This is a genomic window from Micromonospora sp. M61 (assembly GCF_018070245.1).
In the GTDB taxonomy this organism is placed as follows: Bacteria; Actinomycetota; Actinomycetes; order Mycobacteriales; family Micromonosporaceae; genus Micromonospora; species Micromonospora zamorensis.
The window spans coordinates 52,810-78,251 of the sequence record NZ_JAGPYA010000032.1 but is presented as its reverse complement, the minus strand read 5'-3'; the positions used below and the strand labels follow the sequence as shown (position 1 = coordinate 78,251).

The following is a 25,442-nucleotide window of genomic DNA, read 5'->3' as shown; positions in this document are numbered from 1 at the left end:
GCACCTGCTTGATCCTCCCCCTCCCCTAACCCCACCTTCCCTTGAGTTGATCAAGAGCTTTCGGTCACCGTGAGCCCGTTTCCTTACCGAAATCTCTTGATCAACTCAAGGGAAGGTGGGGTTAGGGGAGGGGGAGGATCAAGCAGGTGCTGGTGGCGTGGGCAATCAGGCGGGCGTCCGCGTCGGTGATGCGGGCCTCTGCCAGGGCCGTACGCCGGCCACGTTGCAGCACAGTGCCCTCGCAGCGCAGCGTGCCGCTGTCGACAGTGACCGGGCGGAGGAACTTCACGTTCAGGTCCAGCGAGGTGTAGCCGACGCCAGCGGGCAGGGTGGTGTGCACGGCGCACCCGGCGGCGGTGTCCAACAGCGTCGAGAGAACGCCACCGTGGACGGTGCCGAGCGGGTTGTAGTGGAACTCCTGCGGGGTCAACTCGACGCTGACCCGGCCCTCGTCGGCCTCCATCCGGCTCATGTCGAGTAGGTGCATCACCGGCGGCGCGGCCAGCTCGCCGGCGATCATCGCCCGCAGCATGTCGATGCCGCTGCGTCGGCCGATCTGGGCGGCGTTGGCCGCCGGGTCCGCCCAGCTGAAGGTCCGGCTGCGCGCCGGTTCCTGCGTCTGCGTCATGGGCGCAGCCTGGCAGCACGTTGCTGAGTCTGTCAATGAGACCTAGCCTGGTCGGATGCGACCCGCGGCACTGGACTGGTCGGTGGACAATTGCACCATCGCCCGCGCGATGGAGATCCTCGGTGAGCGGTGGACCCTGGTGGTGCTCCGCGAGGTGTTCACCGGCGTACGCCGCTTCGACGACATGCGGGTGCGCACCGGCATCCCGCGTCAGGTGCTGACCAACCGGCTGGCCACTCTGGTCGAACAGGGCGTGCTGAGCCGTGAGCCGTACCGGGAGCCTGGCAGCCGGTTGCGCCACGAGTACCGGCTGACGGAGAAGGGCCTGGACCTGTGGCCGGTGCTGGTCGCCGTGCTCGGCTGGGGCGACCGGTACCTCGCTGGCCCGGAGGGTCCGCCGCTCAGCGTCGCTCACCGTGACTGTGGCGCTCCGGTTCGTGTGGACCTGCGCTGCGCCGAGGGGCACGACGTGGACCAGCCGCGCGATGTGGTGCCGCGCCCGGGCCCCGGCGCCCGCCGCCGTACGCCCTGACGCGCGGCACCCCCACCCACCCGGCATCCGGTGCCCGGGAAGGCATCGACAACCGTGCGCGCGAAAAACCATGCGGGTGTGACGGTGGTTGTTCACCAGCGTGTCAGGGGTGTTGCGGCATTGTGGCCCGCCAAGATCGGCAAATCCGGGCGAAACCAGGCCTTGTCAATGATCTTAAGTATGTGAATACTTCAGTTCACTCGACCGGTTTTCGCAGATCGGCCGGGTTGCCCTCGGGTCAGCCGTTCCCCCCGGCGTGACCCGTCCCCCCGCCCAGGAGGTTTGTTACATGCGACCCACGAGGTCCTCGTTCCGCATCGCGGCCACCGTCGCCGTGTCCGGATCCCTGGTCGTCGGCGCGCTCATCGGCGCACCCGCCCAGGCCGCTCCCGCAGCCTCGCCGGATGCCGCCGCGGCGCTCTCCGCGGCACTCGGTGACCGCTCCGCCGGCTCGTACATCGACGCCAGCGGCAAGTCCGTCGTCACGGTGACCGACGCCGCCGCCGCCAGCAAGGCGAGCAAGGCCGGCGCCGTCGTCCGCTACGTCACCCGTGGTGCCGGCGAGCTCAACCGGGCCACCGCGGACCTGGAGCGGTCCGCCAAGATCCCGGGCACCGCCTGGTGGAGTGACCCGGTCACCAACCAGGTCGTCGTCTCCGTGGACAGCACCGTCACCGGTGCGAAGCTGGAGCGGGTCAAGGCCGCCGCCGCGCGGGCCAACGGCGCGGTTCGGGTCGAGGCCGAGGCGGGCGTGCTGAGCACCCGGATCTCCGGCGGTCAGGCCATCTACGCCGGCGGGGGCGGGCGTTGCTCGCTCGGCTTCAACGTGCGCAGTGGCAGCACCTACTCGTTCGTGACGGCCGGGCACTGCACCAACATCGCGTCCAGCTGGTACTCGAACTCCTCCCAGAGCTCGCTGATCGGCACCCGTACCGGCACCAGCTTCCCGGGTAACGACTACGGCATCGTGCGGCACAGCAACTCGGCCAACGCGGCCGGCAACGTGTCGCTCTACAACGGCAGCTTCCGCGACATCACCGGCTCCGGCAACGCGTCGGTCGGCCAGTCGGTGCAGCGTTCCGGCAGCACCACCGGCCTGCGCAGCGGCTCGGTGAACGCGACCAACGCCACGGTGAACTACGCCGAGGGCTCGGTCTCCGGCCTGATCCGCACCAACGTCTGCGCCGAGCCGGGCGACAGCGGCGGCTCGCTGTTCGCCGGTGGCACCGCCCTGGGCATGACCTCCGGCGGCAGTGGCAACTGCCGCACCGGCGGCACGACCTACTTCCAGCCGGTCACCGAGGCGCTCAGCCGTTACGGCGTCAGCGTCTTCTGATCCAGTCACCGCCAGCGGGCCGCCGGATTCCTCCGGCGGCCCGTTCGCTGTCCTGGCTGCCCGCCGTCCGCGGCGCGCTCGGCGTACCTCAGAAAAGAGCGGCACCGAGCGGTCAGCCCGGCCGCCGCCCGGAGGCCAGTGCGGCGAGCACAGCGGCCAGCGGTACGACCGCCTCGGCGGCCGCTACCAGCCGCTCCGTCAACCCGATCCACGCGCCGTCGGTGAAGAACTCGACGGCGAACCAGCCGAGCAGTCCGAGGAGCACCGCCGTCACCGCGAGCGCTGTCCAGCGGACGCGCGGAGCCGACCCGTCCGGTGGATCGCGCCGGGTTCGGCCGAGGGACGGTGCGGCTCGACGGGGCACCGTCGGCGCCGCTCGGTGGGGCACCGCCAGGGCGGGCCAGACAGCCAACGCCACGAACGCCACCCCAGCGGCGACGACGTGCGTCGTCGAGCCGCCTCCCGGGTGTTGCGGGAACGCCACCAGGACCAGTGTGGCAAGGCCGCCCAGGGCGAGCAGCCCACGACCCGCCGGTGCCGCGACGACCAGGCCGAGTGCGGTTGCCAGGTGACAGATGCCCAGGCCAGCCAGCCCCACCGTCATGATCCAGCGTTGGTCGGCATCGGCGGCGGCGAGCGCGCTGATGGTCTGCCGGACCGGGTCGAACTCGTCGGGTTGGGCGGCCTGCGCCAGCGTCCAGCCCCCGATCAGAAACAACGGTGCGCCAGCGGCCGACAGCAGGGCCCAGCGGGGAACGGCGGACATCGGGTGAGCGTAGCGGTGCGAACGGCCCCACTCCCGGGTCCGAGGCCTGGCGTTCGGGCCGACACACCGTGACCTACGGCAGCCGATCGGGCCCTCGAGGAGCGGGCCCGATTGTGGGCCCGAGCGGATCCGGGGGTATGACGCCGCCGGTCGGCAACGTCGGGCCGATGGCTGTCGCACCGCCGACGGCCCAGGCCAGGTGCGCCCGCCGGGCGGAGAGGATGGCCAGCAGTGGCCAGAGTGAGACCGCCACCGCCGTCACCCGCTCGGCCAACCCGGTGCGGGACCCGCTGGTCACCTCGTACGCGCACCACCCGAAGAGCGCGAGCAGCACCACCGTGGCGCTCAGCCCCACCGCCCGACGGAACGCCCAGGGCGGGTCCGGCCTGCTCGGGTGCTGGGTGTCGTGCCCGCGCGGAAGCCACAGTGCCGAGCCGGCCGGCCAGAGCGCCAGGGCGAGCACCGCCACTGTCGCCGCGATGCCGTGGCTGAGCGAACCGCCGACAGTGGGGCGGGGGAACGCGACCAGCGCGATGGTCGCCACCCCGCCGACGGCGAGCAGGAAACGGCTGGGCAATCCGGCCGCGTGCAGCACGGCGGCGACGGCCAGGTAGCAGCACCCGAGCAGCACCAGCGCGCTGATCATGATCCAGGCGTCGACGGCCTCCTGCCCGGCCAACTCACTGATGGTGTCCCGGATCGGGTCGTAACCGGCGGGCTGCCGCGCCTCCGCGACCGTCCAGCCGGCCACCAGCAGCAGGGGTGCGGCAGCCGCCGTGGCGACGGCCCAGTTCGGTACGGCGCGCATTTCGCCACGTTAACCGGCATGGCCGCTGCCCGAGCCGGGTTCGCCGGGCTGCCCCACCTGCGAATCGCGTCGGCCTGCCGGGTGCCCCGGAGGCAGGGCGGCCACCCCTGACAGAATGCCGGTGAGGACTGTTCCACGATGAGGAGTTGCCAGCCGTGATCCGTACCCACAATGCCGGAAGCCTGCGCGCCGCGGACGCCGGCTCGACGGTGACGCTCGCCGGCTGGGTGGCCCGCCGGCGCGACCACGGCGGGGTCATCTTCGTCGACCTGCGCGACGGTTCCGGTGTTGTCCAGGTGGTGTTCCGTGAGGAAGATGCGCACGCGCTGCGCAACGAGTTCTGCGTGAAGGTCGTCGGTGAGGTGACCCGCCGACCGGCCGGCAACGAGAACCCAGAGCTGCCCACCGGTGAGGTCGAGGTGACCGTCGCCGACCTGGAGGTGCTCTCCGAGGCGGCGCCGTTGCCGCTGCCGGTGGACGACCAGATCGAGGCCGGCGACGACATCCGGCTCAGGTACCGCTACCTGGACCTGCGCCGCAGCGGCCCGGCGAACGCGCTGCGGCTGCGCTCGCGTGCCAGCCACCTGGCCCGGGGCGTGCTGCACGAGCGTGACTTCCTGGAGATCGAGACGCCGACGCTGACCCGCTCGACGCCCGAGGGCGCCCGTGACTTCCTGGTCCCGGTGCGACTTCAGCCCGGCAGCTGGTACGCGCTGCCGCAGTCGCCGCAGCTGTTCAAGCAGCTGCTGATGGTCGGCGGCATGGAGCGGTACTACCAGATCGCCCGCTGCTACCGCGACGAGGACTTCCGCGCCGACCGGCAGCCCGAGTTCACCCAGCTCGACATCGAGATGTCGTTCGTCACCGAGGACGACGTGATCGACCTCGGCGAGGCGATCGTGTCGGCGCTCTGGAAGGACCTGGCCGGGCACGAGATCAGCCAGCCGATCCCAAGGATCACCTGGCACGACGCGATGGCCCGGTACGGCTCCGACAAGCCGGACCTGCGCTACGGGGTCGAGCTGACCGAGCTGACCGACTACCTGCGTGGCACCGAGTTCCGGGTCTTCGCCGGGGCGATCGACGCGGGCGGCTACGTCGGCGCGGTCGTGATGCCGGGTGGTGCGGCGCAGAGCCGCAAGGAGCTGGACGGCTGGCAGGACTGGGCCAAGGCGCGCGGCGCGCGCGGCCTGGCGTACGTGGTGCTGGACGCCGAGACCGGCGAGGCGCGTGGCCCGGTGGCGAAGAACCTCTCCGCCGAGCACCTGGGCGGACTCGCCGACACGGTCGGCGCCAAGCCGGGCGACGCGATCTTCTTCGCCGCCAGCGCCATCACCCGGGAGGCGCAGGAGCTGCTGGGCGCGGCCCGCGTCGAGATCGCCAAGCGGACCGGGCTGATCGACGAGAGCGCCTGGGCGTTCTGCTGGGTGGTCGACGCGCCGATGTTCGAGCGCACGGACGAGGGCGGCTGGACGGCCGTGCACCACCCGTTCACCTCGCCGAACTCGGAGTGGGTCGACCGGTTCGAGGAGGCTCCGGACCGGGCCCTCGCCTACGCGTACGACATCGTCTGCAACGGCAACGAGATCGGCGGCGGGTCGATCCGTATCCACCGTGGTGACGTGCAGAAGCGGGTCTTCGACCTGCTCGGCATCACCCCCGAGGAGGCGCAGGACAAGTTCGGCTTCCTGCTGGAGGCGTTCAAGTACGGCGCCCCTCCGCACGGCGGCATCGCCTTCGGCTGGGACCGGGTGTGCATGCTGCTCGCCGGCGCCGACTCGATCCGCGAGGTCATCGCCTTCCCGAAGACCCGGGGTGGCTTCGACCCGCTGACCAGCGCTCCCACCCCGATCACCGCCCAGCAGCGTGCCGAGGCCGGCATCGACGCCAAGCCCAAGCCGCCCGCAACGGCCCACACGGGAACGGCCGGCCCAGCAGCCCCGGTAGCCGACCCGGTCTGACCCCCGCTCCTGCTTGGTTGATCAAGAGGTTTGCGTCATCATCGCCCCGCGAGATGACGCAAACCTCTTGATCGTCGGTGGGGGAGTGGGCTGGGATGCGGGTGCTTGTTGTCGGGGGTAGTGGGTTACTCGGGCGGTCGGTTTGTCGGCGGGGGATTCGCGCCGGGTGGTCGGTGGTGGGGACGTTCCACTCCGGCGAGATCGCGGTGCCGGGTGTTGCGGAGCGCCGGCTGGACGTGACCGACCGGGCCGCCGTGCGCGCGCTGGTCGGCGATGTGCGGCCGGACGCCGTGGTCGGGACCCCCTATCGGTACGACGACTGGGCGGTCACCGCCGACGGTGCCGCGCACGTGGCGGTCGCCGCCGCCGAGGTGGGTGCCCGACTGGTGCACGTGTCCAGTGACGCGCTGCACGCCGGCCGACCCACGCCGTACGCCGACGACGACCCGCCCACGCCGGTGCACGCGTACGGCGCCGCGAAGGCCGCCGCCGAGACCGCCGTACGGGCGATCGACCCCGGCGCGGCCCTGGTGCGTACCTCGCTGATCCTGGGGGAGGGCAGCAAGCAGATCCAGCTCTGCCGGGACGCGCTCGCCGGCCGGGCCGTGCTGTTCAGCGACGAGCTGCGCTGCCCGATCGACGTCACCGACCTGGCCGCCGCCGTGCTGGAGCTGGTCGCCTCGACGTACGCCGGTGTGCTCAACGTGGCCGGCCCGGACGCGGTCAGCCGGGCCGAGCTGGGCCTGCTGGTCGCCGAGCGGTTCGGCCTCGACCCGGCCGGGCTCAAGACCACCACCGGGGCCGCCGTCGGCCTGTCCCGCCCCCTCGACGTACGCCTCGACTCCGCTCGCGCCGTCGGCCTGCTGCGCACGCGACTACGCGGGGTACGCGAACTCCTGGCATCCTGATCGCCATTGCACACTTCCTATGCACAACTCTTGTGCATAGGAAGTGTGCAGAGATAGTGTGCAGTCATGGCGAACGACGAAGCGACCCCGCGGCCGGTGCCGCGTGAGGTACGGATCGACAAACGGCAGGTCCGGGTGCTGGCGCATCCGCTGCGAATGCGGCTGGTCGGGGCTCTGCGGGTGAAGGGCCCCGCCACCGCCACCACCCTGGCGGAGCTGCTCGGCACCAACACCGGCGCGACCAGTTACCACCTGCGCCAACTCGCCGAGGTCGGGCTGGTCGTCGAGGATCCCGACCGGGGCAGCGGGCGGCAGCGCTGGTGGCAGGCCGCGCACGACGTCACCAACTGGGATCCGAGCGACTTCGACGACGATCCCGACGCCCGGGCCGCGATCGAGTGGATACAGGGCGACCAGGTGCGCCTCCTCGCCGAGACCGCCGACCGTTGGTTCGCCACGCAGCACGAGTGGTCGCCCGCCTGGCGGGACGCCTTCGGCATGAGCGACATCTTCATGACCATTCCGCCGGCCCGGCTGAAGGAGCTGGAGGCGGAGATGTGGCAGGTGCTGGAGCGCTACCACCGTGAGGCCGACACCGCGGACTCGGCCGACCCGGAGGCCAGGCCGGTGCAGATCTTCCTTGCCGCCTACCCGTTGCGCGAGGGTCTCCAATGAGCGCGCTGACCGTACGCCAGGTCCGGCGTCGTTACCTCACGCTCTACGGCCTGCGCTGGCTGCCCACGGGTCTGATGATCCCGGTCATGATCCTGCTGATGCAGGAGCGTGGCCTGTCGCTGCCGCAGATCGGCCTGGTCGGCACCGCGCAGGGCCTGCTGGTGCTGGCGCTGGAGTTGCCCACCGGCGGGCTCGCCGACGCCCTCGGCCGCCGGCCGGTGCTGCTCGCCGCCGGAGCGATCAACCTCGCCTCGTTGGCACTGTTCGCGGTGGCCGACTCGTTCGTGCTGTTCTTCGTGGTCTGGGCCCTGCAGGGGGTTTACCGAGCGTTGGACAGCGGCCCGTTGGAGTCCTGGTACGTCGACGCCACCCTGGCCGCGGACCCGGACGCCGAGTACGAGCGCGGTCTCGGCTACGCCGGCACCGTCGTCGGCGGCGCCATCGGCGCCGGCGCGCTGATCAGCGGCGGCCTGATCGCGCTCGGCCCGATCGGACCGGTCAGCGCGCTCACGGTGCCCGTGCTGGTCGCCATCGTGGCGCAGGCGGCGGCGCTCGTCGCGCTGGTCGTGCTGCTTGTCGAAGAGCGGCCGGCCACCGGGTTCGCGGCCCTGCGGGCCTCAGTGGTCCAGGCGCCCCGGATGATCGGCCAGGCCGTCGGGCTCTTGCGTCGCTCCCGGGTGCTGCTGGCGTTGGTGGCCGTCGAGCTGTTCTGGGGGTTCGGCATGGTCACCTTCGAGTCGCTGCTGCCGGTCCGGCTCGCCGAGGTGATCGGCAACCCGGAACGCGCCGCCGCGCTGCTCGGGCCGGCGAACTCGGCCGCCTGGCTCGCCTCGGCGGCCGGCGCGGCGCTGACCCCGCTGCTGCTGCGCTGGTTCGGCGCCGCGCCGGGTGCGGCCCTGCTGCGCATCCTCCAGGGTGTGACGGTGGTCGGGATGGGCTTGTTCGCCGGGCCGGTCGGCGTGCTGGTGGCGTACCTGGCCTGCTACGCCGTGCACGGCGCGTCCAACCCGCTGCACAGTGGGCTGCTGCACCGGCAGGTCGACGGCCCGTACCGGACCAGCGTGCTCTCGCTGAACTCGATGATGGCGCAGCCGGCTGCCGCCCTCGGTGGGGTGGTGCTCACCGCGCTCGCCGCCGCGACCAGCGTCGGCACCGCGATGGTGGTCGGCGCGGTGGTGCTCGCCGTCGCCGCCCCGCTCTACCTGCCCGCCTGGCTGGCCGGGCGCCGCGCCCCCGCCGCCGAGCCGACGGCGGTTGCCGTACCGGCCGACCGGTGAGGACGAGGTGCCCCCTGTCACGGCAAGGGGCACCTCGCGTCTCACCCGAGGCGGACCGAGCTGAGCGGGAGGGTGTTGGTGAAGCCCAGTCGACGGTAGAGACGTGCGGCCCCGACGTTGTCCGTGTAGACGCCCAGCGCGACGGTGTCGTGGCGGGCCAGCAGCGCCCGGGTCATGCCGGCGGTCAGGGCGGCACCCAGGCCCCGACCCCGTTGGTCCGGGGCCACGGTCAGGCCGGCGATGAAGCCCACGTCGCTCTGACTGCGGTCCGCGCCGCAGGCCACCAGCCGGTCGCCGGCCCGGATGCCGTACCAGGCCACCACCCGTGGATCGTCGGGGCGGGAGGTGCTGCTCGGGAACGCCACGTCGATCAGCGCCTCCAGCGCGGGACGGTCCGCCTCGGCGAGTCGCACCACCCGGTGCTCGTCGGCCTGTGCTGGCGGTGCCGTGTCGGTCCAGTGGAAGTCCCAGTCGCGGTGCTCGGTCACCGTCAGCCGGTCGGCCAGCAGACCGCGATCGTGGCGGGGCAGGTGCAGCCGCTGCCCCGGTTGCAGCAGCCCGTCGGCCGCCAGCGCGGCACAGGTCTCGATCGCCGCCCGGGCAGGGCCGATCCCGCAGCCGGCCGGCCCGTGCTCGGGCGCCACCTTCCACACCACGGCGCCATCGCGCCGGTAACCGCGAGCCGGTGTGCCCGGTCCGAGCGCGTGCCGGGCGAACGGGTGGTGGCCCACGGCGGCCAGGATGGCACGGCGATCCTGGAGCACCGGGTCGTCGATGATCATGCTCACCAGCCTAGGAGCCGACGGTGCGACGCCCGCGCCGGGCAGCGGCGACGCAACCAGATCCACCGTGGAGATTGACGAGTGGACCGATTGGGTACATCACGCGCCGACCTACTGGGAACCCCCACCGGAGGACCGACATGCTCGCCATTCTCGCGGCCATCGTCTTTGGCTTTGCCCTGCTGCTCGATCTGCTCAACACCGACTTCGGCGCACCTGACCTGTTCAACTGGAACACCCTCGTGCTCATCGGGCTGCTCCTGCTCTCGCTCTACCTGGCCGGCGTGGGCAGCGGCCCGCGCAGCGGCGGCGGCGGTGGCGGCGGCCGCTGGTACCGGGGCCGTCGCCCCGGTCGCGGCTGACCGGAACCGATCACCGGTGGCGGGCCCACGGCGCGATTCCGGCGTCGTGGGCCCGGCCCGGTACTGTCTTCGTGATGGAGTCCGACGCCCTCTTCTCCCTCGGTGAACCCGCCGGGTCGCGCAGCGCGCCCGACGGCCCCGCCGGTGTCGACGGCTTCACCGCGGTGGCCGACGACTCGCCCCTGCCCGTCCGGATGCGCCCGGTGACCCTCGACGAGCTGATCGGTCAGGACCACCTGCTCGCCCCCGGCGCCCCACTACGGCAGCTGGTCTCCGGCGGCGCCCCGCTGTCGGTGATCCTCTGGGGCCCGCCGGGCAGCGGCAAGACCACCATCGCGCACCTGGTGGCCGGGGCGACCGACCGCCGATTCGTCGCCATGTCGGCGCTCTCCGCCGGCGTCAAGGACGTGCGGGCGGTGATCGAGGCGGCCCGTCGCCAGCGCCGCTCGGGCGGCCCGCAGACCGTGCTCTTCATCGACGAGGTGCACCGGTTCAGCAAGACCCAACAGGATTCGCTGCTCGCCGCCGTCGAGGACCGTACTGTCACGTTGCTGGCGGCGACCACCGAAAACCCGTACTTCTCGGTCATCTCGCCGCTGCTGTCGCGGTGCGTGCTGCTGACCCTGCAACCGTTGGACGACGCGGCGGTGCGGGGCCTGCTGCACCGCGCGGTCACCGACAAGCGCGGCCTGGACGGCGCCCTGACCCTGACCCCGGAGGCCGAGGACCACCTGGTCCGGCTGGCCGCCGGTGACGTCCGCAAGGCACTCACCGCGCTGGAAGCGGCGGCGGCCTCCGCCACGGCGCTCGGCGCCGGGCGGATCGACCTCGCCACCGCCGAGCAGGCCGTCGACGTGGCGGCGGTGCGCTACGACCGCGACGGCGACGCCCACTACGACGTGGTCAGCGCCTTCATCAAGAGCATGCGCGGTTCGGACGTGGACGCCGCAGTGCACTGGCTGGCCCGCATGCTGGTCGCCGGCGAGGACGCCCGGTTCATCGCCCGACGCCTGGTCATCTTCGCCAGCGAGGACGTGGGCATGGCCGACCCCGGTGCCCTGAGCGTGGCCACCGCCGCCGCGCACGCCGTCGAGTACGTCGGGCTGCCCGAAGCGCAGCTCAACCTGGCCCAGGCGGTGATCCATCTGGCGACGGCGCCCAAGTCGAACTCCGCCACCACCGCCATCGGTGCCGCGATCGCCGACGTGCGGGCCGGTCGCGGCGGTGCGGTGCCGCGAGGGCTGCGCGACGCGCACTACGCCGGCGCCCGAGGGTTGGGCCACGGCACCGGCTACCGCTACCCGCACGACGACCAGCGCGGTGTGGTGACCCAGCAGTACGTCCCGGACGACCTGGTGGGCACCGACTACTACCAGCCCAGCCCGCACGGCGCCGAACGGTCGGTGGCCACCCGGCTGCCGCTGCTGCGCCGGATCGTGCGGGGTCTGCCGGCCCCGCCCGCCCGTCCGGACACTCCGACAGCCGAGCCACCTGTAACGGCACAGGCCGCGTCGGCGCTACCTGGCGAGACCGGTCGCCCGGCGACCGGCACGGGCGCACCCGGCACGATGCAGGACAGCGGCACTGACGCCGCAGGAGAGGGTCAACAGTGAGATCGCGTGGTGGGGACCGCCCGGACGAGGGCCCGGACGAGCGGCGCGATCCCCGCGCCAAGACGCGTCGCTGGGGTCGGGGGCGGGCCGCCGAGCCCGAGCCCGAGGAGCCGGTCGCCGGCGAGGAGTTCGGCTGGATCGACGACCTGCGCTCTGCCAAGCAGCAACGCACCGAGCTGGGCCCGGACGGCGCCCCGGCGGAGCCGGGCCGTCCCGCTGCGGGTGCGCCGGCCGCACCGGCGGGGCCGCGTACGGGTACGCCGGCAGCGCCGGCCGGTGGACGCGGCGGTGCTCCGGTGCCGCCGGAGGCCCCGGCTCCACCCGCGCCGCGCCAGACCGACCCGGGTGCCGGCCCGCGTCGACCGGTCGACGGCCCCTGGCCGGGGGAGGCGCCACCCGCCGGCCGCCGCCCGGATGAGCGGCCACCCGCGGCCAGCCCCGGTGCACCCGCCCCGGGCCAGCCGGCGCGCCGAGGAGTGCAGCCGGCACCCGCTGCGCGTGCCGCCGTACCACCAGCGCCACCCACCGCCCGACCAGTTGGCGGCGACCCGGCCGGCCCACCGGGGCCTCGCCCCGACGCGCCCGGCGGCCCGGTCCGCTCCCGCCCTGCGGCGGTTCCGCCCGGCCCACCCGTGGGCCCTCCGACCTCCGGCGCCCCGACTGGTCGCCGTCCGGATGCCGCCGGTCCGACCGGTCGCCGTCCGGACGCTGCCACGCCCGGGGGTAACCCGGACGCCATGCCGCCGTTGCGCCGACCGGACGCCGGAGCGCCGGGCCGCCGACCGGGCCCCGAGCCTGTCGAGCCCGGCCGTGCGGTGCCGTCTGCCGACGGCACGCCCGCCGGTCGCCGGTCCGCCGGTCCAGCACCCGATCCAGCGCGGGGCACCGGGCCGTCCCCCGCCGCAGCGCGGTACGACGGCACGCCGGCCGGTGCCGTCCCGCCGGTCGCGGATGGCCTGCGACCCGACCCCGCCATCGACCGTGACCCGCGTACCGCCCGGCGCCGGCCAGGCCCGGTGGACCCCGGCGCGCCGGAGCCCACCGGCTCCCGTGCCGCCGAGCGCTCCCGCCCGGCAGCCGGCGGCCACCGCCGCGCCGCTGAACCCGACGAGCCGATGGTGCCCCGCTCGGGCAACGCGCCGCCGGTGCCCGCAGCGTCCGGCGGTCACAGCGGCGCGACGCCTACCATCGCCCCCACCGACGGCACGGGTCGCCGGCGGGCCACCACCGACGAGCCGGAGCGGCGTACGCCGGCCGGCGGCGAACCTCGACCGGACCGCCCGGAGCGGCCCGCCGACTGGCTGCGCCAGGCCGGTCGCCTGCCGCACACCGACCCGGGCCTGCCGGTGGTCACCCGCCGAGGCGGGCCCCCGCCGGCCGAGGGCCGGCGTCCCGTACCGCCCGCCAGCGCCGGTGACTTCGTCGACCCGGCGGCCGGTCGGCTCGGCGTACCCGATCCGGCCGCGGAGGGCTCCGCTGGCCGCCGGCCCGCCGGGCCGCCGACCGACCCGGGCTCGGAGGGACCCACCGGTCGTCGTGCCGTACGCCCCGACGCGTCGGGTTCCACCGGAGAACAGTCGACCCCCTATCCGCCGGCGACCGGCGACCGTCCCGGCCGGGGCCGGGGCGCCGCAGCGTCTGCTCCGGATCCCACAGTGCGGCGTGGTCGTGGGGCTGCTGGTCCTGGTCCGGACGGGATGCCCGCTCCGGATCCGGCCGGTCGGCGACGTCCGCCCGTCGAGGGTGGCCCGGGTCGACAGGGGCCGGCGAGCGACCGGGGCGACGACCCTTATGCCGCTGGACGACCCGCGCCCGGTGCCGGCCCCGCCGCACCGGTTCGGGGTGCCGCCCGTTCCACTCCGCCCGGTCGGGCCCGGCCCGTTGCGGGTGAGGCACCGGGCGCCGGCCCCCGCGACGCCGTCCGTTCGGAGGGCCCGGCTCGTGCCGCCGTGCCTCCGGGTGGAGACGGGCCGCCACGTCCGCGTCCGGACGGTCCGGCCCGCGCCGCTGTCCGCCCACCCGGTGGGATGCAACCGCCCCCTGCCGACGAACGGCCGGGCGGTGCGCCGGGCGGAGGACCGGGTTCTCCCGCGCCGGCCCGTGGTGGTGCGCAGGTCGGCCGACCGGTGCCACCTGACCGTGCCGCCGGCCGTGCCCTGCCTCCGAATCGGGAGCCCGGCCGAGCCGAGCCGAGCGGTGTCGCGCCGGTGCCGCCACCCGGCCGCCCCGGCGATCCCGTCGGTGTGGCCCGCGCCGCCGCCGTGGTGCCGTCCCCGTCCGGCCCGGTGGACCGCCCGGCACCGGATCCGTCCGGCGGGCCGGCCCTGCGCCCGGCGGATCAGGACTCGCCGGACGACGGCGCCGCAGCGGGTGCCCGGGCCGAGGCGCACCGCGAGTCGCGTGAACGACGCCGGCTGCGTGCGGCGGTGCTGGCGCTGGTCAGCATCGTGCTGCTCGGTGCGGTGCCGCTCTTCTTCGGCATCCGGACGTTGAGCCGTGACCCGGTCTTCGACAACCTGGACAAGCTCGACGTGCCCGGCTGGGCTGCCGCGAAGACCGTCGACGACGTCAGCGGCAGCCGGTGGTGTCTGCTCGACTGCCGGCTGCGTGAGCGCACCGTCACCTCGGAGAAGGCGCCGGACGAGACGGCGAAGGCCTACGAGAACGCGTTGCGTCAGGACGGTTGGCAGCCGTGGAAGGTGAGCCGCTGCCCGGAGCAGGAGACCAAGGGCAGCTACACCTGCTGGCGGCGCGACGAGTTGACGCTCGACCTGTGGGTCCGCGAGCCGACCTGTGTGCCGCCACCGGTCGACGGCGAGCCGGCCGTCGTGCCGTCGACCGATCCGTCTGCCGATCCGTCGGCCGCTGCGACAGGGTGCACCGGCTCGTTGGTGTCGGTGAAGGTACGCAACGCGATCGACGACGAGCGGACCAGGCCGCAGCCGACCACCGACCCGTCACTGACCGGAGAGGATCCGTTCCCTACGGTCAGCGCTGATCCGCTGGGGGAGCTGACACCCTCACCGTCCTGAGCCGGCCTCCATCACGGACGGTAGGGTCTGGGGCTGGCGGGCATGCCCGCTACCGGTGAGCGTCGACGACTCGACGACCGGTACGGGTGCCATCGTTGTGCGTTCCGAGGACGTCGGGTCCTGCGGAACTCTGCTTGAGGAGGACAGGCGTGGGCGACATTGGAGCCATCGCGGCGCTGATCGCGGCGTGCGCGTTCGCGGTGCTGGTGCTCATTCTGACGCTGCCCATCCTGCGGCTGCGGCACACGGTTGACGCCACCACCCGCATGATCAACGACCTCAACGACCGGACAGCGCCGCTGCTCGGTGACGTGAACACCACTGTGAAGAACGTCAACACGGCGCTGGAGCAGGTGCAGACCTCGCTCGACGGCGTCAACCTGCAGCTGGCGAAGGTCGACACGATGACCAGCCACGCGCAGAACGTCACCGCCAACGTCGCCAACCTGGCCACCGTCGTCTCCGCGGCGGCTGCCAACCCGCTGGTCAAGGTGGCCGCGTTCGGCTACAGCGTGCGCAAGGCCGCCGCCGGCCGTCGGCACGCCGAGACCGAGCGTGAGGTCCGCGACACCATCAAGCAGCAGCGGCGGGCCGCGCGGCGCGGCAACCGTTGACCGGCCGGCGCACCAGGAGGTAACGAGACATGAGGCGTCTGTTCTGGCTCGGTATCGGAGTGGCCGTCGGTGTGATCGTGGTCCGCAAGGCGACGCGGACCGCCCAGGCGTACACACCGGCCGGCATCGCCAGCACGTTGACGGAATCCGCTGGCGGCCTGGTCGAGTCGCTGCGTAGCTTCGTGGAGGACGTGCGGGTCGGCATGGCCGAGCGCGAGCAGGAGATCCACCAGGCGTTCGCCCAGGGCGAGGCGTTCGACGATCAGTTCGCCGAGCTGCGGGAAGACCCGCGGATCGGCGATCGGGAAATCTTTCCGGAGGAGCACCAGCGATGAAGACGGCGGAGATCAAGCGACGGTACCTCGCGCACTTCGAGGCGAATGGCCACACCGTGGTGCCGTCAGCTCCGCTGCCCGCCATCAGCGACCCGAACCTGTTGTTCGTCAACGCCGGCATGGTGCAGTTCGTGCCGTACTTCCTGGGTCATCAGACTCCGCCCTACCGGCGGGCGGTCAGTGTGCAGAAGTGCATCCGCACGCCGGACATCGACGAGGTCGGCAAGACCAGCCGGCACGGCACGTTCTTCCAGATGAACGGCAACTTCTCCTTCGGTGACTACTTCAAGGCCGGCGCCATCCCGCTCGCGTGGGACCTGATCACCAAGTCGCAGGCCGACGGTGGCTACGGTCTCGACGCGGAGCGGGTCTGGCCGACCGTCTACCTCGACGACGACGAGGCGTACGAGCTCTGGCGGTCGGTGGGTGTGCCCCCCGACCGGATCGTCCGTCGGGGCAAGGCGGACAACTTCTGGTCGATGACCGTTCCGGGGCCGTGCGGCCCGTCGTCGGAGCTGTTCTACGACAGGGGCCCGGAGTACGGCAGGGAGGGCGGTCCGGCGGTCGACGAGGACCGCTACATGGAGTTCTGGAACCTCGTCTTCATGCAGTTCGAGCGGGGCCCGGGCACCGGCAAGGAGGACTACCCGATCCTGGGTGAGCTGCCGGCCAAGAACATCGACACCGGCATGGGCCTGGAGCGGATGGCCTCGATCCTGCAGGGCGTCGACAACCTGTACGAGATCGACGAGGTCCGGCCGATCCTGGAGCGGGCGGCCGAGCTGACCGGTAAGCGGTACGGCGCGCACTCCGGGCACGTGGCCAGCGAGTCGCACCCGGACGACGTCCGGCTGCGGGTGATCGCCGACCACGTCCGGACGGCACTGATGCTGATCGGCGACGGCGTGACCCCGACCAACGAGGGCCGCGGGTACGTGCTGCGCCGGATCATGCGACGGGCGATCCGGTCGATCCGGCTGCTCGGCTGGCAGGATCGGGCGCTGCCCGAGCTGCTGCCGGTGGCCCGGGACTGCATGGCGCCCTCGTACCCGGAGCTGGCGACCGACTTCGCCCGGATCGCGGACTACGCGTACGCGGAGGAGGAGGCGTTCCTGTCCACCCTGCGTGCCGGCACGACGATCCTGGACACCGCGATCGCCGAGACCCGCACCGCGGGAGGCACCTCGCTGTCCGGGGCGAAGGCGTTCCAGCTGCACGACACGTACGGCTTCCCGATCGACCTGACCCTGGAGATCGCCTCCGAGCAGGGCCTCCAGGTGGACGACGAGGGGTTCCGGCGGCTGATGGCCGACCAGCGGACCCGGGCGAAGGCGGACGCGCAGGCCCGCAAGACCGGTCACACCGACCTGTCGGCGTACCGGTCGGTGCTCGACTCGGGTGGCCCGGTGACGTTCACCGGCTACAGCGAGGTGGCCCGCGAGTCGACGGTCCGGGCGCTGCTCGGTGCCGACGGCCCGCGCCAGGCGGCGACCGAGGGCGACACCATCGAGCTGGTTCTCGACACGACGCCGTTCTACGCCGAGGGTGGTGGTCAGCAGCCCGACCAGGGCATGATCACCGTCGGCGGCGGGCAGGTCGAGGTGCTCGACGTGCAGCAGCCGGTGCCCGGCCTGATCGTGCACCGAGCCCGGGTGATCCGGGGTGAGGTGCGCGCCGGTGAGGCCGGCTACGCCGAGATCGACACGACCCGGCGGCGGGCGATCTCCCGGTCGCACACCGCCACGCACCTGGTGCACCAGACCATGCGCAACTTCCTCGGTGAGTCGGCGACCCAGGCGGGGTCGCTGAACGCGCCCGGTCGGCTCCGGTTCGACTTCAACACCCCGACCGGAGTGTCGCCGACCGTCCTGCGGGACGTGGAGCAGCAGGTCAACGAGGTGCTCCTGGCCGACTTGGAGGTGCACGCCTTCATCACCTCGCTGGACGAGGCGCGGCGGATCGGGGCGATGGCGCTCTTCGGCGAGAAGTACGGCGAGGAGGTGCGGGTCGTCGAGGTGGGTGACTACGCCCGGGAGCTGTGCGGCGGCACGCACGTGGCGCGCTCGGCCCAGCTCGGCCTCGTGAAGATCCTCTCCGAGTCGTCCATCGGCTCCGGCGTCCGCCGGGTCGAGGCGCTGGTCGGCATGGACGCCTTCGGCTTCCTGGCCCGTGAGCACCTGCTGGTCTCCCGGTTGGCGGAGCTGTACAGGGTGCCCAACGACCAGGTCGCCGACCGGGTGGAGCAGACCGTCACCCAGCTCCGGGACGCGGAGAAGGAACTGGAGAAGCTGCGTGCCCAGCTGGTGCTGGGTGGTGCGGCGGCGCTCGCCGCGCAGGCCAAGGACGTGCGCGGGGTCGCGTACGTGGGCACCGAGGCGCCGGAGGGCGCGGCCGGTAACGACGTGCGGACCCTGGCTCAGGAGATTCGCGGCAAGATCGACCCGGCGCGGCCGGCGGTGGTCGCGGTGGCGGCCCGGTCGAACGGCAAGGCGTCCCTGGTAGTGGCGGTCAACGCGGCCGCGCGCAGCCGTGGCCTGGCCGCGTCGGAGCTGGTGAAGGCGGCGTTCTCCGGGCGCGGCGGTGGCAGCCCCGACCTGGCTCAGGGTGGCGGACTGCCGGCGACCGAGGCTCCGAACCTGCTGCTCACCGTCGAGAAGGCGATCACCGAGGCGTGATGGGCGATCACTCTCAGCCAGGGCGGGCCATCTGGTCCGCCCTGGTTCGTACCCACCGGGCGGTGACCGTCGGTGGTTGAGTTCAAGCGCGGTGTGCGGATCGGTGTGGATGTCGGTCAGGTGCGGGTGGGGGTCTCCCGCTCGGATCCGGACGGGATCCTGGCAACGCCGCTGGTCACACTGGCCCGTGATCTGACGGCGGCGCCGGACGCGGTGCCGAGCGACCTCGCCGAGTTGGCCGCGCTGGTGGCCGAGCACGAGGCCGTTGTGGTTGTCGTCGGCCTTCCGGTCAATCTCGCGGGCAAGCATGGCCCTGCGGCCGTCCATGTGAAGGCGTACGCTGACCGACTGGTCGATGTGATAGCGCCCGTCCCGGTAACGCTCACTGACGAGAGGATGTCGACCGTGGTCGCTTCTCGTAGGCTTGCCGAGCGTGGCGTCCGAGGTAAACGTCAACGTGCGGTTGTCGACCAGGCGGCCGCGGTGGAGATCCTGCAGAGCTGGCTGGATGCGCAGCGGAGGCGGACGTAATGATCGACGATCTGGACCTTGGGTTCGACGAGCCGGAGCGGGGGGAGAAAGGCCGGCATCGGCGTGGCTTCCGCAAGCGCAACGGTAAGTCCGGTGGCGGCGGCCGGGGCAAGACGTTCCTGGCTCTGCTGATGGCCCTGGTCCTGCTGGGCGGCATCGGTGGTGGCGCGTTCTACGGCTTCGACCGCATCCAGAACTACTTCGTCACCCCCGACTACGACGGCGCCGGGTCCGGTGAGATCACCGTCGAGATCAAGAACGGGGCGCTGATCGCCGACATGGCGGACGCCCTCGTTGCGGCCGACGTGGTGAAGAGCCAGAAGGCGTTCATCGAGGCGGCCGAGGCCAACTCCCGCAGCAAGAACATCCAGCCGGGCACGTACAAGCTGCGCAAGCAGATGAGCGGCGAGAGTGCCGTCACCGCGATGCTCGACCTGAAGAACAAGATCGTCAACGGGCTCACCATCCCCGAGGGCCGCACCGCCAAGAACATCTACAAGTTGCTCTCCGACAAGACCAAGATCCCGGTCAAGGAGTTCGAGGCCGCCGCGAAGGACCCGGAGGCGCTCGGCGTTCCCGACTGGTGGTTCAAGCGCGACGACGGCAAGAAGATCGTCAAGTCCGTCGAGGGCTTCCTCTACCCGGACACGTACGAGATCCCGCCGAAGGCCACCGCGGAGAGCATCCTCAAGCTGATGGTGGACAACTTCCTCACCGTGACCCAGGAGATGAAGTTCGCCGACCGGGTGCAGAAGGAACGCAAGGTCAGCCCGTACGAGGCGCTGATCGTCTCGTCCCTGGCCCAGGCCGAGGCGGGTAACAAGGACGACCTCGGCAAGGTCGCCCGGGTGGCCTACAACCGGGTGTACGGCGAGTTCCCCTGCAACTGCCTGGAGATGGACGTCACGGTCAACTACTACCTGGAGTTGATCGGCAAGCCGACCAAGTCGTCCAAGCAGATGACGGCGACCGAGCTGGACGACCCGAAGAACCCCTACAACCGCAAGTTGCGGGGGATGATCCCCACCCCGATCAACAACCCGGGTAAGCAGGCCCTGGAAGGGGCCATGGCCACGCCGACGGGCAAGTGGCTCTACTTCGTGGCGATCGACAAGGAGGGCCACTCCGAGTTCGCCGAGACGTACGAGGAGCAGAAGCGCAACGAGGCCAAGGCCCGGGAGGCCGGCATCATCTGACCGGCCGTGGCACGACCAGAAAGGCTCCCTTCCCGACGGTGACCGAAATTGCGGTCTCGTCGGGAAGGGAGCTTTTTTGAGTCGACGCTGACGCATTTATCGCGTCATTGTCAGTGGCTCGTTCCGGACCACGAACCGGTGCGCGTTCAGGAACGTCCACACGCCGTTGCTGTTCTGCTTTCGCAGCGCGAATGTGCCGCCGTAACCGGTGTTCCGGTTGACGACGCCGTACGCCCCGCGCCAGGTCAGAGCTGGTGGTTGTCCGACCGGCTGCCCTCTGCGGCGTCCGCACGGGGGCGCGGCGATCATCAGCGAAAGACTGAAGACCGCGGTAGTCGCGACAAGGGCATGCAGAATGCGTTTGAAGGTTTCCCCCATTTTTTCGGTCGGCCGTACCGCCGTAAGAATGCATCGCCGTCAAGCGATTGTCGGGCCGTCGAGCATTTGTCAGCGGTCCCGTTCTCTGGTGGCGTGGCCTGCGTGCTGGGTAGGGTCGATCCGAACATCGCGGAGGGCGGAGATTGATGCGGAACACGGCAGGGGTCCCGGGCGATACGACCCGTAGGGCCGCGGTGCTGGGCAAACCGATCGCGCACTCCCTCTCCCCGGTGATCCACACCGCCGGTTACGCCGCCGCCGGTCTGACCGGGTGGTCGTACACGCGGATCGAGTGCGCGGCGGCGGAGCTGCCGGATCTGGTCGCCGGCCTGGGCCCGGAGTGGGCCGGGTTGTCGGTGACCATGCCGGGAAAGGAGGCGGCGCTCGCCGTGGCCGCGCAGGCCTCGCCGGTCGCCGCCGCCGTCGGCGCGGCCAACACGTTGGTACGCCGTCCGGACGGCTCCTGGTATGCCGACAACACCGACGTCGCCGGCATGGTGCAGGTGCTCACCGCCGCTGGGGTGAGCGCGGGTGCCGCCGTCACGGTGCTCGGCGCCGGTGGCACGGCCCGCGCCGCGCTGGCCGCCGCCGCCCAGTTGGGCTGCCCGTCGGTGACGGTGGTCGCCCGCCGACCGGAGGCGATCGACGAGCTGCGGCCGGTGGCCGATGCCCTGGGCGTCGCGCTGACCCCCGCAGGCTGGGCTGACGCGCCCCGGTGCCTCTCCTCCGCTGACCTGGTCGTCTCCACAGTGCCGAAGGGGGTCGCCGACCCGTTGGCCGGCGAGGTGGCGTGGCGGCCGGGGAGGGTGCTCTTCGACGCGATCTACGACCCGTGGCCGACGCCGCTGGCCGCTGCCGCCGCCGCGGCCGGCCTTCGACTGGTGTCCGGTCTGGACCTTCTGTTGGCGCAGGCGGTCGGTCAGTTCGAGCAGTTCACCGGCGTGGTCGCCCCCGTCGGGGCGATGCGGAAAGCGCTGGGGGAGGCGACGTCAGCCGACTTTCTTAGCTGACGGTTAAGACGCGCTTACGGGAAACTGTCGTCCCGGCGACAAGTCCTGGTCATCGATACGCTGCTCACCGTTACGGACGCAGACACAGGGAGTTTCCTTGACCAGGCACGGACTGCACCGCATCACCCGGATCCGCTCCGGACCCCGGCGCAAGGCCATCGCCATCGGCGTGGTCGGCGGATCGGTGGTGGCAGGCATCGTGGCGACCATGATGCCGCTGCTGGCCAGCGACGACCTGTCGATCCGGGCGGTGGCGGACACCACCGCGACGGCGGTGACGCAGGACGGGGACAACGCCGCCAAGACGACGCTGGCCACCTGCCCGACGCGCTGCGACGGCAACCCGCGTGGTGGCCGGGAGGCGGTCATCGAGTTCGCGGTGACCACAGTGCCGGCCACCGCGGTCAACGTCCGGGCGACGCTGCGGGTGCACACCTGGCAGCAGTTCGCCGCCACGGTGACGGCGCATGCCTCGCCGCTGAGCGCCCGCGAGGCCCGGCCGGGTCTGGCAGCGACCGGTGACACGCTGGACAGCGTGACCGGTGTGTCCAAGGGCTTCAACGAGTGGGACGTCTCGAAGCTGGTCACCGGCAACGGTACCTGGACGGTCTCGCTGGCCCAGACGGGCCTGGAGAGCCGGATCTACTGGGCGTCGGTCGAGAACCGCAGTCCGGATCTGCGCCCGAGCCTGCTGATCAGCTACGACCTCGGATCCCGGCCGTCGCCGGTGACGACCACCCGGCCCGCGCCGCCGCCGGCACCGAGCGCCTCGCCGACCACCGCCTCGCCGAAGCCCTCGCCGACCGTCGCCCCGAGCCGGACGGCGACCCCGAGCGCGAGCGGCACCCTTCCCTCCGGCCAGTGCGGGTCCGTGTCGGCCAAGCTCGTTCCCTCCTGCGGCGCGTGGTGGGGCATGTACTCGCCCGCCGGATCCGCCGGAGGCTGGGACCACGGCAAGGCCGTCACCGACGTGGAGGCGCAGGTCGGCCGCAAGTTCGACATCGTGCACCGCTACCACGACTTCTCCAACGCCGGCAGCAACGGCGCCTTCCCGGACGCGTACGAGCAGCAGCAGATGCGCGAGGGTCGGCTGATGTTCTTCGCCTGGGAGTCCCGCAACTTCTCGGCTGGCACCACGCTGAAGTGGTCCGACGTCTACAACGGCAAGCAGGACGAGACCATCGACGCGGTCGCCGGCCGTATCCGCGCCGCCAAGGTGCCGGTCTTCATGGGCTTCGACCACGAGCCCGAGGACGAGCCGAACAAGGGCAGCGACGCCGACTTCGTCCGCGCCTGGCGCTACGTCCACGAGCGGTTCGCCCGGGCCGGCGCGACCAACGCGGTCTGGGTCTGGACGATGATGGGCTGGTCGGGCCACTACTCCCGGTACGCCGGCCTGTACCCCGGTGACCAGTACGTCGACTGGGTGGCCTACGACCCGTACAACTTCCACGTCTGCAACGGCAGCACCGTGTGGAAGAGCCCGAGCACGACGGTGAGCGGTTTCTACCGCTGGTTGGACGACAACGGTATCGGCGCTGGCAAGCCCCGGATGCTCGCCGAGTTCGGCACCAACTTCGACGCCGCCGACCCAGGCGCCAAGCAGCGCTGGTTCCAGGAGTTCCCGGCGGCGCTGAAGGCGCACCCCAAGATCAAGGCCGCCATCTACTTCAACTCGGCCGGCATGACCAGCCGGACGTCGACCTGCGACATGACGATGAACCACAATGCCGCGGCAGTGGCCGGCTTCGCGAAGGCCGGTCAGGACCCGTACCTGCGGCAGCCCACCGGGGGGAGCCGCTGACGACCATGACGCGCTGACGGGACGCCGTTCGCCGGGGTCGGGCATCCGACCTCCGGCGTTCTGTCGGCTTGCAGATTCATGCACCGCCCAATCGGCGGATTTTGTTTACCAGGCTGGACGAGGCACGCTACCTCGGGTTCTCATCCATCTTGGAGGCGAAGCGTGCCCAAACTCTCGCACTTGTGGCGTTCTGCAGGACGACGTCGTGCTCGGGCGGGGGTGGTCGCGTTGGCGATCGTCGCCGCAGTTCTGGGCGTGCCCACGCCCACGTCGGCTGCGGTGGTTCCGGTCCCGGAGACGGCAACCCTGGTGTCGGCGAACCCCGCCGACGTGACTCCGCACGCGCGAGACGGTGAGACCCGTGCCTTCGCGCAGGTGGGCAACACCGTCTTCGTCGGCGGCAGCTTCACCCAGCTCCGGCAGACCGCCGGCTCCGCGTGGGTCACCCAGCGCTACCTCTTCGCGTACGACCGGACCACCGGCACCATGTCCACCACGTTCCTTCCGGTGCTCGACGGCGCGGTCAACACGCTCGTCGCCGGCCCGGGCGGCACGCTGATCGTCGGCGGCACCTTCAAGAACGTCAACGGCGTCTCGCGCAAGAACCTGGTCGCGCTCAACCCGTCGACCGGCGCGATCATCGACAGCTGGGTCGGGCGCTCCGACGGCGGCACGGTCCGTGACCTGGTGCTGCACGGCAACTGGTTGTACGTGGCCGGCGCGTTCAACTGGCTCAACGGCACCGCGCACGCCGGTCTCGGCCGGCTCAACGCGACCACCGGCGCGATCGACCCGAGCTTCGTCATCGACGCCACCGTCGGGCGGCACAGCACCACGTCGTACGTCTGGACCATCGACGTCACCCCGGACGGCAACACGCTGGCCGTCGGCGGCAACTTCACGCTCGTCAACGGCCTGGCGCGCAACCAGATGGCGCTGGTGGACGTCTCCGCGACGCCCACGCTGATCGACTGGAGCACCGACAAGTTCATCGCGCCGTGCGCGGCGCCGGCGACCTTCGTGCACTACGTGCAGGACGTGAAGTTCGGCGCCGACGGCAGCTGGTTCGTGGTCGGCACCAACGGCGGCAGCGGCTGGCCGGCCGCGTACTGCGACGCCCTGGTCCGCTTCGAGACCGCCGCGCGGGGCAGCGGTCAGCTCGCCACCTGGGCCGACTACACCGGCAACGACACCATCACCTCGGTCGAGGTCGCGGACAACGTGATCTACCTGGGTGGGCACTTCCGCTGGCTCAACAACCCGAACGCCAGCGACAACGCGGGCGCGGGCGCTGTCGACCGGCTCGGCATCGCCGCCGTCACCCCGGCGACCGGTATGCCGGTGAACTGGAACCCTCGCCGCAGCGGCGGCGCCTCGATGCCCTCGGGCACCAGCACGTGGGGTTCGTCGGTGCCGGTGCTCTGGCGAGGCTCGGACGGCCTGTACTTCGGGCACAACTCCGATGGCATGGGCGAGGAATACCACGGCCGCCTCGGCATGTTCCCGCTCGCCGGAGGTCGTACCTTCACCCCGAAGAACCCGCCCGCCGCCACCACCGGCAACCTCTACCTGAACACCGCTCCGGGCACCGTGGCGAAGGTGCCGTTCGACGGTGTCGCCCTGGGCACCCCGGCCACGGTCAGCCAGCCCGCGTACACGGCGGCCGGCGCGACCTGGCGGGTGGACGACCGGATCTACTGGTCGCACACGGTGGCCGGCACGCCGACCGGCAGCCGGATCGACGTGTCGCTGTTCAACGGCGGGGCGATCGGCTCTCCGTGGGAGGCGTCCGGCTACAACGACTGGTACAACCCGGCGTTGCTGACCGGCGCCTTCTTCCTCGACGGTCGGCTCTACTACACCCGTACCGGTGCCAACGGTCTCTACTACCGCTACTTCGAGATCGACGGCAACTACCTCGGTGCCACCGAGTTCACCCTGCCGACCACTGGCGTGACCTGGTCGACGGTGCGTGGCATGGCCTGGGTGGGTGGCCGGATCGTCTACGGTGCCACTGACGGCGCTCTGCGCAGCGTGCCGTTCGACCCGACGGCCGGGCCGAGCGCGGCGGTCGATGGTGCCACGGCGACTGTGATCAGCACGGCGACGCCCGAGTTGTCCTGGTCTACCCCATCGACATTCTTCTCCGTACAGTAACGGTCAACCGTTCGTAACGGAGCATCGGTAGATTGTTCACGTTGGGCCGGTGGCGGTGGTTC

The 25,442-nt window shown here is 71.8% G+C and carries 21 protein-coding genes; 17 read left to right on the top strand and 4 right to left on the bottom strand.

Going from position 1 to position 25,442, the window contains the following annotated elements; all coding sequences use genetic code 11:
* Positions 1 to 121: 121 nt before the first annotated feature.
* Positions 122 to 628 (bottom strand): PaaI family thioesterase, encoded by a 507-nt coding sequence (locus tag KBX34_RS19590; protein WP_088947422.1) that lies wholly within the window; start codon positions 626 to 628, stop codon positions 122 to 124.
* A gap of 55 nt (positions 629 to 683) precedes the next feature.
* Between KBX34_RS19590 and KBX34_RS19585 the strand changes: the two genes are divergently transcribed.
* Both KBX34_RS19585 and KBX34_RS19580 read left to right on the top strand, forming a co-directional pair.
* Entirely contained in the window at positions 684 to 1,160 is a 477-nt protein-coding gene (locus tag KBX34_RS19585; protein WP_088947423.1) for a helix-turn-helix domain-containing protein, read from the top strand.
* Positions 1,161 to 1,449: 289 nt separating this feature from the next.
* Positions 1,450 to 2,496, top strand: a complete 1,047-nt coding sequence (locus tag KBX34_RS19580; RefSeq protein ID WP_210926185.1) for a S1 family peptidase — start codon at positions 1,450 to 1,452, stop codon at positions 2,494 to 2,496.
* A gap of 112 nt (positions 2,497 to 2,608) precedes the next feature.
* On the opposite strand, the gene KBX34_RS19575 is transcribed toward KBX34_RS19580, so the two are convergent.
* Together KBX34_RS19575 and KBX34_RS19570 are read right to left on the bottom strand one after the other, a co-directional pair.
* Positions 2,609 to 3,262, bottom strand: a complete 654-nt coding sequence (locus tag KBX34_RS19575) for a DUF998 domain-containing protein (RefSeq protein WP_210926183.1) — start codon at positions 3,260 to 3,262, stop codon at positions 2,609 to 2,611.
* A gap of 73 nt (positions 3,263 to 3,335) precedes the next feature.
* On the bottom strand, positions 3,336 to 4,070 hold the full coding sequence (locus KBX34_RS19570) for a DUF998 domain-containing protein (protein ID WP_210926182.1): 735 nt from the start codon (positions 4,068 to 4,070) through the stop codon (positions 3,336 to 3,338).
* Positions 4,071 to 4,225: 155 nt separating this feature from the next.
* Here KBX34_RS19570 and aspS point away from each other — a divergent pair, with 155 nt between their 5' ends.
* From aspS to KBX34_RS19550, 4 genes are all read left to right on the top strand, one after another.
* Positions 4,226 to 6,031 carry an aspartate--tRNA ligase gene (gene aspS / locus KBX34_RS19565; protein WP_210926180.1) on the top strand — a complete coding sequence of 602 codons (1,806 nt, stop codon included), beginning with the start codon at positions 4,226 to 4,228 and terminating at the stop codon, positions 6,029 to 6,031.
* Between the two features lie 95 nt (positions 6,032 to 6,126).
* Positions 6,127 to 6,939, top strand: coding sequence for a sugar nucleotide-binding protein (locus tag KBX34_RS19560; protein WP_210926178.1), 813 nt, complete (start codon positions 6,127 to 6,129; stop codon positions 6,937 to 6,939).
* Between the two features lie 66 nt (positions 6,940 to 7,005).
* Positions 7,006 to 7,614, top strand: coding sequence for a helix-turn-helix domain-containing protein (locus KBX34_RS19555; protein ID WP_210926176.1), 609 nt, complete (start codon positions 7,006 to 7,008; stop codon positions 7,612 to 7,614).
* Complete coding sequence (locus KBX34_RS19550; RefSeq protein ID WP_210926174.1) at positions 7,611 to 8,891, top strand: MFS transporter; 1,281 nt, start codon at positions 7,611 to 7,613, stop codon at positions 8,889 to 8,891. Before KBX34_RS19555 ends, KBX34_RS19550 begins: the two co-directional genes overlap by 4 nt.
* A 41-nt stretch (positions 8,892 to 8,932) precedes the next feature.
* Here the strand turns inward: KBX34_RS19550 and KBX34_RS19545 are convergent, their stop codons facing one another.
* Positions 8,933 to 9,673: a GNAT family N-acetyltransferase gene (locus KBX34_RS19545; RefSeq protein ID WP_210926172.1), complete on the bottom strand. Its 741-nt coding sequence runs from the start codon at positions 9,671 to 9,673 to the stop codon at positions 8,933 to 8,935.
* Positions 9,674 to 9,813: 140 nt separating this feature from the next.
* On the opposite strand from KBX34_RS19545, the gene KBX34_RS19540 reads away from it, so the two are divergent.
* The 11 genes from KBX34_RS19540 (at position 9,814) to KBX34_RS19490 (ending at position 25,380) form a co-directional block, all read left to right on the top strand.
* Positions 9,814 to 10,035 (top strand): hypothetical protein, encoded by a 222-nt coding sequence (locus tag KBX34_RS19540; protein ID WP_088947432.1) that lies wholly within the window; start codon positions 9,814 to 9,816, stop codon positions 10,033 to 10,035.
* 74 nt (positions 10,036 to 10,109) lie between these two features.
* A complete protein-coding gene (locus tag KBX34_RS19535; protein WP_210926170.1) occupies positions 10,110 to 11,648 on the top strand; it encodes a replication-associated recombination protein A in 1,539 nt (512 codons plus the stop codon).
* Positions 11,649 to 13,972: 2,324 nt separating this feature from the next.
* A complete protein-coding gene (locus tag KBX34_RS19530; RefSeq protein WP_210793148.1) occupies positions 13,973 to 14,680 on the top strand; it encodes a hypothetical protein in 708 nt (235 codons plus the stop codon).
* 149 nt (positions 14,681 to 14,829) lie between these two features.
* Positions 14,830 to 15,294 carry a DUF948 domain-containing protein gene (locus KBX34_RS19525; protein WP_088947435.1) on the top strand — a complete coding sequence of 155 codons (465 nt, stop codon included), beginning with the start codon at positions 14,830 to 14,832 and terminating at the stop codon, positions 15,292 to 15,294.
* 29 nt (positions 15,295 to 15,323) lie between these two features.
* Positions 15,324 to 15,629 carry a hypothetical protein gene (locus KBX34_RS19520; protein WP_088947436.1) on the top strand — a complete coding sequence of 102 codons (306 nt, stop codon included), beginning with the start codon at positions 15,324 to 15,326 and terminating at the stop codon, positions 15,627 to 15,629.
* Positions 15,626 to 18,304, top strand: coding sequence for an alanine--tRNA ligase (alaS, locus tag KBX34_RS19515; protein ID WP_210926168.1), 2,679 nt, complete (start codon positions 15,626 to 15,628; stop codon positions 18,302 to 18,304). Before KBX34_RS19520 ends, alaS begins: the two co-directional genes overlap by 4 nt.
* A gap of 72 nt (positions 18,305 to 18,376) precedes the next feature.
* Positions 18,377 to 18,835 carry a Holliday junction resolvase RuvX gene (gene ruvX, locus KBX34_RS19510; RefSeq protein WP_088947438.1) on the top strand — a complete coding sequence of 153 codons (459 nt, stop codon included), beginning with the start codon at positions 18,377 to 18,379 and terminating at the stop codon, positions 18,833 to 18,835.
* Complete coding sequence (gene mltG / locus KBX34_RS19505; RefSeq protein WP_210793030.1) at positions 18,835 to 20,031, top strand: endolytic transglycosylase MltG; 1,197 nt, start codon at positions 18,835 to 18,837, stop codon at positions 20,029 to 20,031. The genes ruvX and mltG overlap by 1 nt, the downstream gene beginning before the upstream one ends.
* A 524-nt stretch (positions 20,032 to 20,555) precedes the next feature.
* Positions 20,556 to 21,419 carry a shikimate dehydrogenase gene (locus tag KBX34_RS19500; protein WP_210926166.1) on the top strand — a complete coding sequence of 288 codons (864 nt, stop codon included), beginning with the start codon at positions 20,556 to 20,558 and terminating at the stop codon, positions 21,417 to 21,419.
* A 97-nt stretch (positions 21,420 to 21,516) separates the two neighbouring features.
* A complete protein-coding gene (locus tag KBX34_RS19495; RefSeq protein WP_210926164.1) occupies positions 21,517 to 23,223 on the top strand; it encodes a glycoside hydrolase in 1,707 nt (568 codons plus the stop codon).
* Between the two features lie 219 nt (positions 23,224 to 23,442).
* A complete protein-coding gene (locus KBX34_RS19490) occupies positions 23,443 to 25,380 on the top strand; it encodes a hypothetical protein (protein WP_307871440.1) in 1,938 nt (645 codons plus the stop codon).
* Positions 25,381 to 25,442: the final 62 nt, after the last annotated feature.